At 61.0% G+C, this 16,668-nt stretch carries 16 protein-coding genes and 1 pseudogene; 7 read left to right on the top strand and 10 right to left on the bottom strand.

Translation table 11 applies throughout. From position 1 onward, the window contains the following. Nucleotide 1 precedes the first annotated feature (1 nt). The gene (locus tag MUN79_RS20515) at nucleotides 2-874 is read left to right on the top strand and encodes a TlpA family protein disulfide reductase (RefSeq protein ID WP_244674447.1); all 873 of its coding nucleotides are present in this window, start codon (nucleotides 2-4) and stop codon (nucleotides 872-874) included. 108 nt (nucleotides 875-982) lie between these two features. Here the strand turns inward: MUN79_RS20515 and MUN79_RS20510 are convergent, their stop codons facing one another. The 4 genes from MUN79_RS20510 to MUN79_RS20500 all read right to left on the bottom strand — a co-directional run bounded on the left by MUN79_RS20510 (nucleotide 983) and on the right by MUN79_RS20500 (nucleotide 3,360). Continuing rightward, on the bottom strand, nucleotides 983-1,465 hold the full coding sequence (locus tag MUN79_RS20510; RefSeq protein ID WP_244678415.1) for a hypothetical protein: 483 nt from the start codon (nucleotides 1,463-1,465) through the stop codon (nucleotides 983-985). Between the two features lie 280 nt (nucleotides 1,466-1,745). Beyond that, nucleotides 1,746-1,868, bottom strand: coding sequence for a hypothetical protein (locus MUN79_RS30260; RefSeq protein ID WP_262922911.1), 123 nt, complete (start codon nucleotides 1,866-1,868; stop codon nucleotides 1,746-1,748). Between the two features lie 145 nt (nucleotides 1,869-2,013). Then, complete coding sequence (locus MUN79_RS20505; RefSeq protein WP_244674446.1) at nucleotides 2,014-2,532, bottom strand: acyl-CoA thioesterase; 519 nt, start codon at nucleotides 2,530-2,532, stop codon at nucleotides 2,014-2,016. A 174-nt stretch (nucleotides 2,533-2,706) separates the two neighbouring features. Then, complete coding sequence (locus MUN79_RS20500) at nucleotides 2,707-3,360, bottom strand: protein-L-isoaspartate(D-aspartate) O-methyltransferase (RefSeq protein WP_244674445.1); 654 nt, start codon at nucleotides 3,358-3,360, stop codon at nucleotides 2,707-2,709. A gap of 169 nt (nucleotides 3,361-3,529) precedes the next feature. Between MUN79_RS20500 and MUN79_RS20495 the strand changes: the two genes are divergently transcribed. The 4 genes from MUN79_RS20495 (at nucleotide 3,530) to MUN79_RS20480 (ending at nucleotide 6,882) form a co-directional block, all read left to right on the top strand. Next, nucleotides 3,530-4,948 carry a sugar transferase gene (locus MUN79_RS20495; protein ID WP_244674444.1) on the top strand — a complete coding sequence of 473 codons (1,419 nt, stop codon included), beginning with the start codon at nucleotides 3,530-3,532 and terminating at the stop codon, nucleotides 4,946-4,948. Between the two features lie 259 nt (nucleotides 4,949-5,207). Continuing rightward, nucleotides 5,208-5,798: a riboflavin synthase gene (locus MUN79_RS20490; protein WP_244674443.1), complete on the top strand. Its 591-nt coding sequence runs from the start codon at nucleotides 5,208-5,210 to the stop codon at nucleotides 5,796-5,798. 59 nt (nucleotides 5,799-5,857) lie between these two features. Then, complete coding sequence (locus MUN79_RS20485; protein ID WP_244674442.1) at nucleotides 5,858-6,550, top strand: phosphodiester glycosidase family protein; 693 nt, start codon at nucleotides 5,858-5,860, stop codon at nucleotides 6,548-6,550. Between the two features lie 128 nt (nucleotides 6,551-6,678). Further along, nucleotides 6,679-6,882 (top strand): hypothetical protein, encoded by a 204-nt coding sequence (locus tag MUN79_RS20480; protein WP_244674441.1) that lies wholly within the window; start codon nucleotides 6,679-6,681, stop codon nucleotides 6,880-6,882. An 84-nt stretch (nucleotides 6,883-6,966) separates the two neighbouring features. Here MUN79_RS20480 and MUN79_RS20475 read toward each other — a convergent pair whose 3' ends face one another. From MUN79_RS20475 to MUN79_RS20460, 4 genes are all read right to left on the bottom strand, one after another. Further along, nucleotides 6,967-7,536, bottom strand: coding sequence for a flavodoxin family protein (locus MUN79_RS20475; protein WP_244674440.1), 570 nt, complete (start codon nucleotides 7,534-7,536; stop codon nucleotides 6,967-6,969). Further along, complete coding sequence (locus MUN79_RS20470; protein ID WP_244674439.1) at nucleotides 7,533-8,123, bottom strand: phosphatase PAP2 family protein; 591 nt, start codon at nucleotides 8,121-8,123, stop codon at nucleotides 7,533-7,535. Before MUN79_RS20470 ends, MUN79_RS20475 begins: the two co-directional genes overlap by 4 nt. Continuing rightward, nucleotides 8,120-9,070, bottom strand: a complete 951-nt coding sequence (gene hemF, locus MUN79_RS20465) for an oxygen-dependent coproporphyrinogen oxidase (RefSeq protein WP_244674438.1) — start codon at nucleotides 9,068-9,070, stop codon at nucleotides 8,120-8,122. The genes MUN79_RS20470 and hemF overlap by 4 nt, the downstream gene beginning before the upstream one ends. Before the next feature lie 269 nt (nucleotides 9,071-9,339). Further along, entirely contained in the window at nucleotides 9,340-10,626 is a 1,287-nt protein-coding gene (locus MUN79_RS20460; RefSeq protein ID WP_244674437.1) for a hypothetical protein, read from the bottom strand. Between the two features lie 396 nt (nucleotides 10,627-11,022). On the opposite strand from MUN79_RS20460, the pseudogene MUN79_RS31945 reads away from it, so the two are divergent. Next, nucleotides 11,023-13,211, top strand: a pseudogene (locus tag MUN79_RS31945) (alpha-ketoacid dehydrogenase subunit alpha/beta). Nucleotides 13,212-13,394: 183 nt separating this feature from the next. Here the strand turns inward: MUN79_RS31945 and MUN79_RS20445 are convergent. Further along, nucleotides 13,395-14,048: a BamA/TamA family outer membrane protein gene (locus tag MUN79_RS20445; RefSeq protein ID WP_244674434.1), complete on the bottom strand. Its 654-nt coding sequence runs from the start codon at nucleotides 14,046-14,048 to the stop codon at nucleotides 13,395-13,397. After that, nucleotides 14,036-15,442 (bottom strand): BamA/TamA family outer membrane protein, encoded by a 1,407-nt coding sequence (locus MUN79_RS20440; RefSeq protein ID WP_244674433.1) that lies wholly within the window; start codon nucleotides 15,440-15,442, stop codon nucleotides 14,036-14,038. Before MUN79_RS20440 ends, MUN79_RS20445 begins: the two co-directional genes overlap by 13 nt. Before the next feature lie 438 nt (nucleotides 15,443-15,880). Between MUN79_RS20440 and MUN79_RS20435 the strand changes: the two genes are divergently transcribed. Then, nucleotides 15,881-16,624, top strand: a complete 744-nt coding sequence (locus MUN79_RS20435; RefSeq protein ID WP_244674432.1) for a TrmH family RNA methyltransferase — start codon at nucleotides 15,881-15,883, stop codon at nucleotides 16,622-16,624. Nucleotides 16,625-16,668: the final 44 nt, after the last annotated feature.

Raw genomic sequence — 16,668 nt, 5'->3', positions numbered from 1 at the left:
GGTGAATGACGCCAACCAGGTGCTGCTGGCCCTCGACAACCAAAGCAACATCCAGCTTTCGGGCGACGCCAAGAAGCTCACCGAAGGCTACGTGGTGAAGGGCTCCAAAGACTCGGAAAGCCTGCAGCAGCTGGGCCGCGCCATGATACGGTCGAAGCACGATATGGCCATGCTGGAAATGCGCTACAACAACAGCGCCCAGGCTGGTCAGTCGGATTCGATGAAGCTGATTGAGGCCAAGTTCTACGCCGCCCAGGCCCAGAACACGGGCGTACTCAAGCAGCTGATTCGCCAAAACCCGAACTCGGTGGTGTCGGCCTTTGCCGTGGGCAACCTGCTGAACCCCGAGGAGCAGTTCGCCTTCATCGACTCCATTGCCACCCAGCTGAAGAAGACGCTGCCCGACTCGCGCTACACCAAGGCCCTGGCCGTCAAGCTCGACCCGCTGCGGGCTACGGCCGTAGGCTCGGCGGCTCCGGAAATCAGCCTGCCCTCGCCGGATGGCAAACCGGTGGCCTTGTCCTCGTTGCGCGGCAAGTATGTGCTCATCGACTTCTGGGCTTCCTGGTGCGGCCCCTGCCGCAAGGAAAACCCTAACGTGGTGCGGGCTTACAACAAGTTCAAAGGCAAGGGCTTCGAGATTTACAGCGTATCGTTTGACCAGGACCGGGAAAAGTGGCTTAAAGCCATTCAAACCGATGGCCTGGTGTGGACTCACGTGTCGGATCTGCGGGGCTGGGAAAGCGCCGCCGGGCAAACCTACGGCGTGAAAGCCATTCCCCAGTCGGTGCTGCTAGACCCCCAGGGCCGGATTGTCGCCAAAAACCTGCGCGGTGATGCCTTGGAAGCCAAGCTGGCCTCCGTGCTGAAATAGTTGCTGGTTACTAGCTTTTGGCTTCGGCCGGACATAAAAAAAGGCCCGTCATTGACGGGCCTTTTTTATTGGTATGATGAGGTAATATTACGGCTCCGTATTAAGCGGCTAGCTTAGAAACATGCGTTGCATGGCCTGCCAGAGTAGCTTCTTGCGGCTGTTGTCTTCCTCCAGCAGCTCAATTTCGGCGGCCGGTAGGTAAGCCGCGTCACCCACCAGCAGAACCGGCTCGTAGAGCTGGGTGGTGCGAATGGCAACGTCGAGCAGGTTTTTGCCGAAGCCGATAATCTGCTTGGCGGCCAGCTTCTGCCGGATGGTTTTGAGCTCCACGGGCAGGTGCGACTCCACGTTGATAAGCACCACGTCTTCCATGACCAGCCGGATGGCCTTGAGCAGATTGTTCAGAAACACGTTTTTGGGCAGACGCTGGAAGCGCACCGGATCCATGCGCACCAGAATTACCAGCCCGTTGGGGTTACTGCCCAAAGTCGAGTACGGTGTATGGCTCAGCGGCGGAGCCGTGCGGGCAGGCGGGGCCTCAGCCGGCGGCGTAGGACGCGGTGGCAGCGGGGCGCTTGCAGACGGTGGCACGGCAGGTGTTGCTGGAGGCATTGGGGCGCGTTCCGCTGGCGTTTGGGGCAAGTGCAGAGCGCCCAGCGAGGGTAGCTTGCCCGGTAAGGCCGCCGGCGCTACCGGGGCCGCGGGGGCTGACCCAACAGGAGCTACGGCCGGCGGCACGGGCCGAACCGGCGCGGCAACGGGAGTAGGGGCGCCGGAGGAGCAGGCCGCGCGGCGGCACTTACGGGCGCAGTAGGTGGGGCAACTGGCGCCGCAGGAGGTACTACCGGAGGCACCACTGCCGCCGGTGCGGCTACGGCTGCCGGGCGTGGGGCTCGGCGGCTACCGGCGTCGCGGCTGCTTCGGGCTCGGGCACCACGTACAGCGAAACATTCGTGTAGAAGCTCTGAAAGAAGGCCAGGGAAGACTGATCCATACGGGGCGGCGGGTTAGGGAAGTAAGGCTGGCAGCAGGGAGCTGATGAATAGTGGGTTGCGAGTTATGAGCTGTACTAAAATTAAAGAATCAACAGCGACCAACAAGCTCGTTACCGCTACGCCCCAGCAGCCAGCCGTCAACCGCTAGTCCATGTCAAACAGGGCCTTCAACTCGCTGGCTTCCTGAGGCTTCATCCGGCCGCCCAGCACAAGGCGCAGCTGTCGGCGGCGCAGGGCCCCATCGTAGAGGCGAACTTCCTCCTCCGTTTCGGCCACGGCCTCGGGCACGTCAATCGGGCGGCCCGACTGGTCGACGGCTACGAAGGTGAAGAAGGCCTCGTTGGTTTTCATCTTCGTGCCGCTGGGAATGTCCTCGGCCCACACATCGATATGCACTTCCATAGAAGAGTTGAACGACCGGGTTACCTGGGCCTGCAGCGTTACCACATTGCCCAGCGCAATACTGTCGCGGAAGGATACATTGTCGACCGAGGCCGTCACAACGATGCGGTTGGAGTGCTTCTGCGCCGAAATGGCCGCGGCAATGTCCATCAGGTGCATCATGCGGCCTCCCATCAGGTTGTGGAGCGTGTTGGTATCGTTGGGCAGTACCAGCTCGGTCATAATCACGAAGGATTCTTTAACGGGCTTTTGTTTGCGCATCAGAAAGGGCGTTGCTGAAAAATATTGGAAGCCCAAAGATAAGGCCGGCCAGCCGGCATTGCCGAATCAAAGCCGACAATACCTACCTGCGCCCCAGTATTTCGCCCAGCAAAAAGTCCCGGTGTCCGTCGCCCGCGGCACTTAGCGCTTGACAGCCAGCTTGCAACCAAGCCGCTACTTCTGCCAGCCGGCTTGGCCCAGCAGGGGCACAAAGCGAAACTCCTCGAATTCCTCGCGCACAAACTCCTCCGCGCTTTCGCGTACCACCCGCATCATGCGCTGGGAGTTTTCGTCGCCCACCGGAATTACCAGCGCGCCGCCCACCCGCAGCTGGCGCAGCAGCGTGCGCGGAATCGTCGGCGAGCCGGCCGTTACCAAAATCTTGTCGAAGGGCGCGTGCTCGGGCAAACCCACCGAGCCGTCGCCGCAGAACAGGTGAGCCGGCAGCCCAAAGGCGCCCAGGCGGCGGCGGGTGCTTTCAAACAGCACCGCGTTGTATTCGATGCTATACACGCGGGGCGTAAGCTGCAGCAGTACCGCACACTGGTAGCCCGAGCCCGTCCCGATTTCCAGCACCCGGTCGGTGGGCTGCAGGCGGAGCAGCTCGGTTTGGTAAGCTACCGTATAGGGTTGCGAAATGGTCTGGCCCTGGCCGATTGGAAAGGCCTTGTCCTGGTAGGCGTGCTGCTGAAAGGCTTGCTCGAAAAACAAGTGGCGCGGCACCGCGGCCAGGGCCGTCAGTACCCGCTCGTCCCGAATTCCCTTGCGGCGCAGTTCTTCAACCAGGGTACGGCGCAGGCCTCGGTGGCGGTAGGTGTCAGCGTGCATGGATTGTGGGTTGGGCCAATGTCGGGGGTATAGGTTAATGCCCTACCTTTGCGCGGCTCAGTTAGCAGATAAAGGCCCTTTTTAGGCCTGATCTGCGGCGAAATTACGGCATCGTGCCCATATAACCCATTTGTTTGCCGGTCCTGGCCGGTCAGCTTTATTTAATCCCTTGACTCGCACCTTTCAAAAGCTGAAGCTTATTGCTGCCGACTTCCTGGCGGCCCTGCTGGCGTGGATGTGTTTTTTCCTGCTGCGCAAGTACCTGCTCAGTGAAATCAATGCTGGCTACCGCTTCACCGGCGGGGAGTTGTTTACCCTGACGGGCTCGGCCCTGATGATTGCCGCCTTCTGGACGGTGCTCTACACGCTTATCGGCGAGTACCGCGACATCTTCCGCAAGTCGCGGCTGTCGGAGATTATCCGCCTGGGCCGCATTTCGGTGCTGGGGGCCCTGGTTATCTTCTTTGCCCTGCTGCTCGACGACCAGGGCGTGAGTTCTTATCGGCTTTACTACAAGACGATTACAGCCTACTTCCTGCTGCACTTCTTTATTACAGCCATTTTGCGCACCTGGGCCATTACCAGCGTGCAGCACCTGGTGCGGGAAGGCGTCATCTCCTTTAATACCCTGCTGGTGGGCTCCAACGTGCTGGCCCGCGAAACCTACCACGAGCTGGCCCGCACCGGCAAGCACCTGGGCCTAAAGCTGGTGGGTTTTGCCCCCGTGGGCGACACCGTGGACCCCGGCCTGGCCGCCGAGCTGCCCGCCCGCGGCTCCTACACCCGCCTGCCCGCCCTGATTCGGGCCCTCAAGATCGAGCAGATCATCATTGCCATCGAGCCCAGTGAGCACCGCATGATTCAGGAGATTTTGTCCTTGCTGGAAGGCACGCCGGCCCGGGTCAGCATCCTGCCCGACTTGTACCAGATGCTGCTGGGCTCGGTGAAGGTAAACCACCTGTTTGGCACCCCGCTCATCGAAATCAAGCACGACCTGCTGCCGCCCTGGCAGGAGTTTACTAAGCGCGGCCTCGATATTGTGGGCTCAGCGCTGTTTATGCTGCTAGCCTGGCCGGTGTACGCCTTCACGGCCGTAATGGTGCGCCTCTCGTCGCCGGGGCCGATTTTCTACGCCCAGGAGCGAATCGGTATCAACGCCCAGCCCTTCCGCATCTACAAGTTTCGCTCGATGTACGTGGATGCCGAGAAGATGGGCCCGGCCTTGTCGTCGGACCGCGACCCGCGCATCACGCCCTGGGGCCGGTTTATGCGCAAGGTGCGCCTGGATGAACTGCCCCAGTTCTGGAACGTGCTCAAGGGCGACATGAGCCTGGTGGGCCCGCGCCCCGAGCGCCGCTTCTACATCGACCAGATCGTGAAAGTAGCGCCCCACTACCGCCATCTGCACCGCGTGCGGCCGGGCATTACCAGCCTGGGCCAGGTGAAGTACGGCTACGCCGAAACGGTAGACCAGATGGTGGAGCGTCTTAAGTTCGACATTCTCTACATCGAGAACATGAGCCTGGCCATGGACTTTCGCGTGATGCTCTATACCCTGAAAATCATTGTGGAGGGCCGAGGTAAATAAGGTGCTGAGGTGCTTATGTGGTTGATTGTGCTAATGCCAACCTCATGTCATTGCGAGCAACGCGAAGCAATCCGACCTCGGCCAGTGACAAACGCCCCTTTATCAGAAGGCCCATTTCGTTGTTATACCCGTAGGCTTTTCACTTCAGCAAGCTCACTACCTTTCAAAGGACGGATTGCTTCGGCTTACGCCTTGCAATGACACACAAAAGTCATTAGCGCCTTGCCCATCTTCCAACCCATTCGCACATCAGACCATCATGTTCACTGGAATTGTAGAAACACTCGGCACGATTACCGACGTGAAAACCGAGGGCTCAAACCGGCACTTTACTGTGGCTGCACCCTTTGCTCACGAGTTGCAGATTGACCAGAGCGTGGCCCACGACGGCGTGTGCCTGACGGTGGTGGCCGTAGACGCCGTCGCCGGCACCCACGTGGTAACGGCCATCGACGAAACTCTGCAGAAAACCAACCTGGGCAGTTGGGCCCCAGGCCGGCAGGTGAACCTGGAACGCTGCCTCTCGGCCAACGGCCGCTTCGACGGCCACATCGTGCAGGGCCACGTGGATCTGACGGCTACTTGTGAGAGTGTAACCGACCAGAATGGCTCCTGGCTGTACCGCTTCCGCCACGAGCCCGGCCCGAGCCGCGTGACGGTGGAAAAAGGCTCCATCTGCATCAACGGCACCAGCCTGACCTGCTTCGACTCGACCGACGACAGTTTCGCCGTGGCCATCATTCCCTACACCTACGAGCACACCACCTTCCGGCACCTGCGCCCCGGCGACCTGGTGAACCTGGAGTTCGACATCGTGGGCAAGTACGTGGCCAAGCTGCTGGGTAAGTAGCGGGTAAGGTGGCTATGCCAGGAAAATGGTATGGCAGAGGCCGGCGCTGGCTAATTAGCTTGGGGCTGATAGCCGCATTGGTGGGCTGCCATAGTGCCCCCAGCAAAGAAGGTCGGTTTGTAAGCTACCAGGTTGACCTGCGCCGGCAAACCCTGCGCCTGTACTGGAGAGATGACGCCGGCCAGCCCTTGCGCAGTCTGCAGCGGCTGGCCGACTGGCTACGAGGCCGGAAGCAGAACCTGGTATTTGGCATGAATGCGGGTATGTATAAGGCCGGCAACGTGCCCTTGGGCCTCTTTATCCAGGATGCCCGGGTTATTACGCCCCTGGATACCACCGCCGGTAGCGGTAATTTTTATCTGTTGCCCAACGGCGTGTTTTACATTACGGCAACAAATAAGGCCGTAGTGTGCCCAACGGCCGCCTTCCGGTATTCCGAAGCCATTGCCTACGCCACGCAGTCGGGCCCAATGCTGGTAGTGGAGGGCCGCATTCACCCCGCCTTCAAGCCCGGCTCCCCAAACTTGAATATCCGCAATGGCGTGGGCGTGCTGCCGGATGGGCGGGTCCTTTTTGCCATGTCGCGGCAGCCCATCAGTCTCTACGATTTTGCCGAGTACTTCCGGCAGCAGGGCTGCCGCAACGCGCTTTACCTCGACGGCCTGGTATCCCGCACTTATGCGCCAAAAGAGCAGTGGGTGCAAACCGATGGTGACTTTGGGGTGATGATTGGCGTGAGTGAGCCTTTGTAGTCGCGGTGGCTTGTAAATAGGACGGCTTGAGCAGGAGGTAGTTAAGCTCAACGAGAAGCGGTAATTAGCCTAACAAGACCGGCGCAGGTGCGTATAGGGAGTATCTCACCTTTGATTTGTCCTACGCCATGTCGAAACGCGAATTGATAGAACCCACGCCCGGCGACAAGCGCTACGTGCGCCGCAACGAGAAAGGCCAGTTTACCAGCGAAGTGGACCTGAACCGTTCCCTGTCCCAGGATGATAAGCACAACTCCCGCGTCACCAGCCGCCCCGGCCAGGGCGACCGGGGCGACGGCCACACCGGCAACCGCAAGCCCGGCAAGAAATAAGTGCTCCGGCAGTAAAGCAAAAGCCCCTATCAGTTTGTCGCTGGTAGGGGCTTTTGCTTTACTGCCGCCGGTTCGTAACTCTGACTAGTGGGCAGTTGGGCCGTTGGCGGTGAAGAACGTTTGCGCTTCCATCAGGGCCTTGCTGTCCAGCAGAATGTCCCCGGGGCGGGAGCCGTTGCCGAACAGCAGGCCGCCCCAGCTCATGTGCATGTAGTTGGCGCTGAGGCGGAGCGTGTCGGCCAGTGGTTGGGCTTCGGCCCGCTCTCCGCTGCTGACAACAATGGCCCAGAAGGTTTTGCCAGCCATTCGGGCCCGGAAATCCAGGTCCGGCACCCGCATCCAGGCGCTCCAGTAGTCGAGGTACTGCTTGGTGGGCACGGGCATCGTATACCAGTACAGCGGCATCGCCAGCACCAGGTCGGTAGCTTGCAGGGTGGCTTCCAGCAGCACTTGGGCATTGCCCTCCGGAGGAGGGTAGGAATCGCCGTGACGGCGGTCCACAAAGTCGGGGAGAGGATAATCGAGCAGATTCAGCCAGCGCTGCTCGGCACCGGTGGGCAGGTGGTCGGCGGCCAGGCGGGCTAGTTGCTCACTGTTGCCCTGCCGGCGGGTGCTGCCGGGCAGAAACAGGAATTGGCGGTTAGAAAGACTCATAGGCGGGAAGACAGGTGGGCTGCTGGCCACCAGCGGGCCGCGCCCAGCTCATAAAGGCGGAAGCTGGCCCAGGCCGCAAGGCTGCCCAGGGCGGCGCCGGCCAGCACATCGGAAGGGTAGTGGGCGCCCAGGTACATGCGGCTGTACGACACAAGGACGGCCCAGATTAGAATCAGGACTTTGGCCAGCCAGTAGCGGCGGGGCAGGGCCAGAAACAGAAATACCACCAGGGCAAAAGCATTGGCCGCGTGCGACGACATAAAGCCGAACTGCCCGCCGCAGCCGCTGGCCAGGTTGAGCGTGGCCGACAGCTGCGGGTCGTGGCAGGGGCGCAGGCGGGCAAAGTAGGGCTTAAAAAACCGGCTGGAAATGCCGTCGGCCAGAGCTACGCTCAGGCCCAGCATGGGCAGCAGCAAGGTGGCACGCTGCCGGAACATATACGCCAGCACGAGCAGAATCACCAGATACGCTGGAAACCACACGAAACGCTCCGAGAAGAAAATCATCCACGCATCCAGGGCGTTGGAATGATGGTTGTTGGCCGCCAGCAACAGCCAGCGGTCCAGGGCTTGCAGTTGGTCAATCAAAGCGCAGTGGGATTTTCGGCCAGCCACTGAACGTCTTTGCGCAGCCAGGCCTGGGTAGCCGCTTCGGGGGAGCCGGGCTCGGGGCGCTGGTCGTAGTGCCACTCGCAGCGCGGGGGTAGGCTCATCAGAATACTTTCGGTGCGGCCACCGGTTTCGAGGCCAAAGCGGGTACCCCGGTCGAAAGCCAGGTTGAACTCGGCGTAGCGGGCCCGGCGCAGCATGTGCCACTGCACCTGCCGCTCGCCGAAGGGCAGGTCGCGGTTCTGGCGCATGAGCTCGGTGTAGGTGGGGCCAAACACGTTGCCTACGGCCTGGATGAAGGCAAAGAGCTCCTCGCGCGTGCCGTCCTTGCCCACGGTTAGGCGGTCAAAGAAAATGCCGCCCACGCCCCGGGTTTCCTGGCGGTGGGGCAGGAAAAAGTAATCGTCGGCCCACTGCTTAAAGCGGGCGTAGTAGGCGGGGTTGTGGGCGTCGCAGACGGCCCGGAGCTGCTCGTGAAACCAGCGGGCCTGGGCTTCGTCCACATAGATGGGCGTCAAATCGATGCCGCCGCCAAACCAGGCCTCCCCGTTGCCGGCCTCGAAGTAGCGCACGTTCATGTGGGCAATGGGCACCATGGGGCTGCGCGGGTGCTGCACGACCGAAACGCCGGTGGCAAAGTAGTTGGGGTTGGGCATGAGCAGCACCCGGGCGGCCTGCTCACTCATTTCGCCCCACACGGCCGAGAAATTTACGCCGCCTTTCTCCAGTACTTTTCCACCCTGAATCACGCGCGACAAGCCGCCGCCGCCGCTGCCGTGCTGCCAGGTATCGGAAAGAAACGTGGCGCCGCCGTCGGCTTCCTCCAGCTGTTGGCAAAGGCGGAGCTGAAAGTCGCGCAGCCAGGTAGCCACGGAGTCGCGGAAGGTGGAAGCAACCGGCGCAAGGGAAGAAGCGGTAGTCAACATGCGGATAAAAAGCCAGTTCTGAACCCTGTAATCAAGGAGCTGCTCGGGTCAGAAACAGAAAAACCGCCGGGCGGCAGGGTAGGTTGTAAGCCGCAAAGGTAGGGGTTTATGCGCGTTTTGAAGTAGTGAAGCTGGATAAGTGAAGCCTACCGGTAAGATGGCAAAGGGCAGGGCAGGCCGCCGGCCGGCAAAATGCAGCAGTAGCCGTAACAAGAAAGCCCGCCTCCCTGGGGAAGCGGGCTTCGATGCTTGCAGGGAAGTACATGGGGCTAGTTCTGCACCACTACGGTGGTGTTGCCGTTGCCTTGCTGCTGAATGTCGCTCTGGTTGCCGGCTGTGCCTTGTTCCGTGCGGGCATTGTTGCCGTCCCCCACCTGAAGCTGCTGGGCGTAGTTGTTCCCGCCGGCGGCCTGCTGGCTGATAGTGGCCTTATTGCCATAAAAGGCGCTGCCGTCTCCCCCGGTGCGCTGGTCCTGAACAGCCGTATCGCCCGAACCGCTTTGGGTAATAGTAGCGCTCTGAAAAGCATCCTGCTGGGTCTGGGTGGCCCGGTTTTCGTTTCCGCTCTGGGTAATGACCGCGCTTAAGTAGACCCCGCTACTTTGGGTCTGAAGGGCGCTGTTGGCGTTGCCCGTCTGGGTGGTGCGCAGCGTGGAGTAGTCGGTTTGCTGCTGAGTTTGCGTGCTGCTGTTGGCATCACCAATCTGGGTTAGCGTCGCGCTCAGCTGCCCAATTTCCACGAACCTAGGGGTTTGCTGCTGGCTGCCGCTGTTGCCGTTGCCGATCTGAGTGATGGTGGCCTGCGCACCGGTGCCGCTCTGTTGCTGCGTGGCCCTATTCAAATTACCTTCCTGGGTAATAATGCCCTCCTGGGAAGTAAAGCTGGACGTACTCCGCCTTGCATCTTGCTGGCGCTGGGTGGCGCTATTTCCGTTGCCGGCCTGGTAAACGGTAGCGCGAATAGACCCTGTGCCCGTGCCAAGATTGTTCGACTGCTCCTGGGTAGAGGTATTGGCAGCGCCCAGCTGCGTAGCCGTTGCCTCGCTAAAAGAGCTTTGCTGCTGCGTGGCGCGGTTGCCGTTGCCCTGGCTTTGTAGAATCGTGGCCGTAGCATTACGCCCCGACTGATCCTGGGTGGCGTAGTTAAGGCCGCTGAGCTGCTGGATATTGGCACCCAAGCTGAAGCCGCCCTGCCGCTGCCCGGCGAAGTTGCCGTTGCTGCCGGCCTGGGAAGAGCCCTGCAGAATGGAAGCCCCTACGCCGCCCCGGTCGGAGCTCTGATATTGCACGGCCTGCTGGTCGTTGCCCAGCTGGTCTACCTGGGCCAGCTGATTTCGCCCAATCTGGGTTTGAGTAACTTGGTTGTTGTTGCCGCTGGCCGAGCCGCCGTTCACGGCTGCATCATTTTGGCGGGCGGTGGCGTTGTTGCCGCGGCCGGTTTGCGTGACGGTCACTTGGTTGCTGTTGCCAAAGCTGGTCGAGGTTTGGCTGTTATCTTGGGCGTGGGCTGCGCTGCTTACCAAGAGAGCCACAAAAACGAATCGGGTTGATTTCATACGGGAGAATAGTTAAAAGTGAATACTGGTTGAAATGAATAATGCCCTGCAAGAGCCCCGCTACCGCGTTGAACTGAATTTATATTAAAATGATTATAATAAAAATTTAATTAATCATAATAAACCAAATTGCGTTTTAGGCTTACCCTCAGTAAATGCCTGATACTTAACGGGCACTGGTAAGTACTTCCTGGCTAGGAGGCTTTAAAGCCTGGGCTAGGTGTAATTCTGAGGCACAGTAAAGAAATTTTCATTGATGAGCTACCATTCCTCGTCGCGAATGGGTTAAAAAGGGGCGAGAAGCGGAATTGCCGACAGGTCTGGCCGCCCGGAGCTAAACCAGGGTGTTGCTGTCGTTCTGATGCTGTACTTTCGCCCCTGTATTCTTAGCCTCCCATGCCGAATTCAACTGCTCCCACCCTGGAACCCGACTTCACCGCCCAACTTAACGCCACCCAGCCCGACCAGGCCACCTTGCGCCGCGTGTATTCGCTCATGCGCACGGGCGACGAGCTGGCCCGCCTCTACGAAGAAAACAAGGCCGTAACGGCCAAATACGTGCACGCCACGGCCCGGGGCCATGAGGCCATTCAACTGGCCGCCGCCTGCTTTCTGGGTCCTCAGGACTACGTGACACCCTATTACCGCGACGACGCCATGCTGCTGGGCCTGGGCCTGGAGCCCTACGAGCTGATGCTGCAGCTGATGGCCAAGCGCGACGACCCCTTCTCCGGCGGCCGCACCTACTACTCGCACCCCTCGCTGCGCCGGCCGGGCTTTCCCACCATCCCGCACAACAGCTCGGCCACGGGTATGCAGGCCATTCCGGCCACGGGCATGGCCCACGGCATCAAGTACCTGGAAAGCCAGGGCCTGAACCCGGTAACTGCCGACCCGCGCGACTGGTACGAAAGCGGTGCTTCGATTCCGGGCCTCTACAGCCTGCTGCCCGTCGGGGCCCAGCAGGGCGCGCCGGTAGTCGTGTGCTCCATCGGCGACGGGGCCATGACCGAGGGCGAAGTGTCCGAGGCCCTGCAAATGGCCGTGCTGCACCAGTTGCCCATTATTTTCCTGGTGCAAGACAACGATTGGGGCATTTCGGCTACCGGCCGCGAAATGCGCGCCATGGATGCCTACGAATTTGCCGCCGGCTTCAAGGGCTTGCAGCGCCTGCGCGTAAACGGGGCCGACTTCCCCGATTCTTACGCCGGCCTGGCCACGGCTTTCGATTACGTGCGGCGCACCCGGGGCCCGATTCTGGTGCACGCCAAGTGCCCGCTGCTGGGCCACCATACCAGCGGCGTGCGGCGTGAGTGGTATCGCGGCGACAACCTGGCCGAACACACCACCAATGACCCGCTGCCCCGCCTGCATCAGCACCTGCTGGCTCTGGGCCTTGCCGAAGCCGAGCTAGAAGAGCTGGGCCAGCAGGCCCGCGCCCGCGTCGAAGCCGACTACCAGCGCGCCCTGGCTGCCCCAACCCCGACCCGGCCACCTTTGCCGACCACGAGTTTGCCGAGCCCGCCGTAACTCAGGAAACCGGGGAGCGCAGCCCGGCCGGCGCCGACAAAGCCCTGATGGTAGATGCGGCCCTGCACACCGTGGACGACATTCTGCGCGAGTTTCCCGAAGCCCTGTTCTACGGCCAGGACGTGGGTGGGGAGCTGGGCGGTGTGTTCCGGGAAGCGGCTTTGCTGGCCAAAAAGTACGGCGACACCCGCGTGTTCAACACCCCAATTCAGGAGGCCTACATCGTGGGCTCCACCGCCGGTATGAGTGCCGTGGGGGCCAAGGCCATTGTCGAGATTCAATTTGCTGACTACATCTGGCCTAGCCTCAACCAGTTGGTGGAGGAGCTCAGCAAGTCGTGCTACCTCTCCAACGGTAAGTTTCCGGTGCAGAGCCTGATCCGGGTGCCCATCGGCGCCTACGGTGGGGGCGGACCTTACCATTCCGGCTCTATCGAAAGCACGCTGCTGACCATCCGCGGCATCAAGGTGGTGTACCCCAGCAATGCGGCCGACATGAAAGGCCTGCTGCGCGCTGCCTTCCTCGACCCCAACCCGGTGGTGATGCTAGAGCACAAGGGCCTGTACTGGAGTAAGGTGCCCGGCACGGAAGACGCCAAAACGGTGGAGCCGGCCACGGGCTACGCTATTCCGCTGGGGCAGGCCGCCATTGCCCAGCCGGCCGACCCGGAGCAGCTGCGCCAGGGGGCTACCTGCGTGGTGATTACCTACGGCATGGGCGTGCATTGGGCCAAAGCCGCCAGCAAGCAGTTTGCTGGCCAGGTTGAAATTCTGGACCTGCGCACGCTCAACCCCCTCGATTTCGACGCCGTGCAGGCCGCCGTGCGCCGCCACGGCAAAGCCCTGGTGCTGACTGAAGAGCCGCTGATGAACTCTTTTGCCGAGTCGCTGGCGGGCCGCATTCAGCGCACCTGCTTCCAGCAGCTCGACGCGCCGGTGTTTACCGTGGGTGCCGCCAACCTGCCCGCCATTGCCCTGAATGTGGAGCTGGAGCGCCAGATGCTGCCCAGTGCCGAGAAAGTAGCCACGGCCCTGGCCGAACTGCTGGAGTATTAGGACTGTTTGGGTTGCCTGGCAGGTTCTTGCGCGGCAAGGCTTTAATTCGTCCTATGCACAGAAAAGCCCTGACGTTAGCATAACGTCAGGGCTTTTCTGTGCATAGGGATTTCTATATTTCAGAGCACGAACTGCTTCGGCTGTGCCTCTTGGCAAGGACACGAGGACTTGCGCATGAACAGGTTAAAAAGGATAGCCAATACCCAGGTTGAACGGGGTTTGGTTTTGAGAAAGCTCAAAGTTGGGCAACACAAACTTTCTGCCCGGGGCCGTGGGGTCGAAAACCTTAGTGGCTATGTCGAGGCGCAGAATCAGGAAGGTAAAGTCGAAGCGGATGCCAATGCCCGAGCCCACCGCAAACTGCCGGTAGAACCGGTTGAAATGAAAGACCGTTTCGTCGCCGCGGGCTTCTTCCTGCATCGTCCAGACGTTGCCAAAATCGGTGAACACAGCCCCGTTGATGAAGTCGTAAATCGGGAAGCGATACTCCAGGTTGCCCTCAATCAGGACCTCGCCGGGTTGCTCCAGGTAGTAGTCGCGCTCGGTCTTTCCCTCGGAATTCACCCGGTAGGTAGTATAGGAGCCGGTGCCCAGGCGGCGCGGGGTCCAGGCCCGCACGCTGGAGCTGCCGCCGGCAAAGAAATACTTGTCGTAGGGAATCGTGTACTGCCCGTCGGTTTTGGTCAGCGCGTGGGCCACGCCGGTATTGATGCGGTACACGAAAAACGACTTGGGCCCCAGCTTGTGGTAACGACGGTAATCAGCGCTGACTTTGGCAAAGTCGTACACCGATAGGCCGATTTTGTCCTGGTACAGGGAGCGGGTCAGGCCGCCCACCTCGGCAAAAAGCCGCAGGTAGCGCGCATCCCGGGTTTGGGTGAAGTCGTTGGAGTTGTAGAGGGAGGTGAAGTTAAAGCTCGGAATGTAAAGGTTGGTAAAGCTGCGGAATAGCGGGAGCCTTGGGTAACGCGCAGTTGTTCAAGCTCTTTATCGAATTCGGGGTCAGTAGTAGGGGTATAGATAATACTTAAATCGAAAGGCGTGAGAACATACTGGTGAAAAGCAGAGCGCTGCCAGATGTAGTCGTAGGTGGCCTCCAGGTTGGTGCGCGTATACTCTGGCCGCTGCACGTAGGTATAGCTGGCGCTGATACGGGTTTTGGGGTTGTAGCGCGTCAGGAAGCGGTTCGTGTTCCAGGGCACCAGAAACTGCGGGATGATCAGGTTCACGTTGCCGCCGAGCTGGGTGGTGAGGACGCTGCCGTAGGGCGCCACCCGGGCCAGCTGGCCTTCGAAGCCGGAGCGCAGGCCAATTTCCAGCACCTCGGCCCCGCCCAGAATGTTGCGCACCTTGAGCCGGAAGTTGATGAAAGGCCCCGGCAGGCCGGCCACGTAGGTACCGCCGAATTCGGTGGTTTCCTGGTACTTCTTGGTGGGTGAGGCGTTTATCGTGGCAATGAGCTGGCCCTTGTTACTAATACTGTCGCCGTTAGTGGGCCGGATCTTGGTGTAGTTCACGTTGTTGAACCGGAACATATCCAGGTCGCTGAGCTGGCGCTGGGTGAGCAGCGTGTTCTGCAGGCTGTACCGCTCACCGGGACGTACCGTGAGCTTGCGGTCCAGAATCTTGGTGCTGAAGCGGTGCTTAAAGGCCAGGTAGTAGATCGAGTCGCGCACCAAGGTGTCGCGCTTCACCCCAAAGCGCACCGTGCCGGCGTCGGTAATAAAGCGCACCCGTCTGACGGTATACACCTGATGCTGCTCCCCGGGGCCGGGGTTGGCAATGATGGTGCGCAGCCGCACGGTAGTGGGGGCAAAGCTGGTGTCGGCTTCCAGGGTGATGTACTGCTGGCGGAAATCGAAGTAGCCCGCGTTTTTGAGCAGGGTTTCCAGCCGGGCCCGCTCCTGCCCGATGACGGACTCCGTGTAGCGGTCATTCACGCGCAGCAGCGAGGCCGGCTGCCCGGCCAGCACCACCCGGGCCACGGCCGAATCGGCAATGTCGTAATCGAGCTGGGTGTAGTGAAACGGCTGGTTTTCGGTTACGCGGTAGGTTACCGTCACGCGGAGGTTGTGTACCGTGTCGGGCCCTTCGAAGAGGTGGCCCAGCGAAAAGCGTCGGTCGACGACAGTGTCGGTGGCCGTAACCCGGCTGCGGAAAAAGCCCTCTGACTTGAGGAACGTCGCAACCTGCTCGACCGTCCGGGCCGTGAGCGAGGAGTCGTAGACCACCGGGCCTCCCCAGGCGCATGATGGCGTTGCCCTTGTCGAGGGCTAGCTGCAGGCGACGGGTGCGCTTTTCGCGGCGCACCAGCAGTTTGCCCACTTTCACCGAGTCGGGGCGGGCAGCCTGCATGCGCTCATCAAACTCGGTGCGGATGCGCTGGAGCTTGGTTTCCAGCCGGGGCTTGTTGTAAAAGCGGTTTCCCAGCTGGTAGATTGTTAGCTTTGGCAGCGGAAAGCGGCTGTTGGGCTTCTGCTGATACAGCGCCGCAATGCGCTCGGCATCGGCTTCCTTAACGCCTTCCAGCCGGATACGACTCAGCAGCTTCTGGTTAGGAGCCAGCAGCCGCAGCGGCGAGCAGCCCGCCAGCAGCAGTACGCTGGCCAGCACCACGCCGGGTATCCATCCTATAATATGCCGCCCTGGGCGGTTAGCAAAAAGCGAATATGGTTTCAAAAGCAGTAGCGAAATACGTGCACGCGCTGCACCTGAAGAAATACCGGCTCCGCCACCAGGCCTTCCTGGTCGAAGGAGGCAAGAGTGTGGTGGAGCTGTTACGTTCCGGGCTCTTAACGGAGCGGGTGTTCCTGACGGCTGAGTTTGCCGCAAAAATCCCGTCCTTACCCGCGAAGGTACCGGTTGAAATCGTCACGGAGGAAGAATTAACCAAACTCGGTACGCTGGCCAACAATACCACGGCCCTGGCCATTGCCCGGCTGCCGGAAGAATTGCCCCTGGAACCCGCCCCAAACAAGCTGCTACTGGCCCTGGACGAAGTGCGCGACCCGGGCAACCTGGGCACCCTGATTCGGCTGGCCGACTGGTACGGACTGCAGGGCGTGGTGTGCTCCGAGTCCTGCGCCGACCCGTGGGCGCCCAAGACTATTGCCGCTACCATGGGCTCCTTTACCCGCGTGCGGGTGTGGCAACGGGAGCTGCCCGAGTGGCTCGACGCCCTGCCCGCCGACTTGCCCCGCTACGGCGCCCACCTCGAAGGCGACAATGTGCACCGCCTGGACCTGCGCCCTGGTGGGGTGCTGATTATGGGCAGCGAGTCGCACGGGCCGCGGCCCGAGGTGCTGGCCCGCCTCACGCAGCGCCTCTTTATTCCCGGCGCCGGCGGGGCCGAAAGCCTGAACGTAGCAGTATCGGCCGCCATTCTGCTCGACAATTTCCACCGGGCGCTGTAGTACGCCCAGGAGGCAAAATAGTAAACGCAACGGGCCCGGCAGAA

This window comes from Hymenobacter cellulosilyticus (genome assembly GCF_022919215.1).
GTDB classification, from domain to species: Bacteria; Bacteroidota; Bacteroidia; order Cytophagales; family Hymenobacteraceae; genus Hymenobacter; species Hymenobacter cellulosilyticus.
This window is presented reverse-complemented; position numbering and strand designations above follow the sequence as displayed.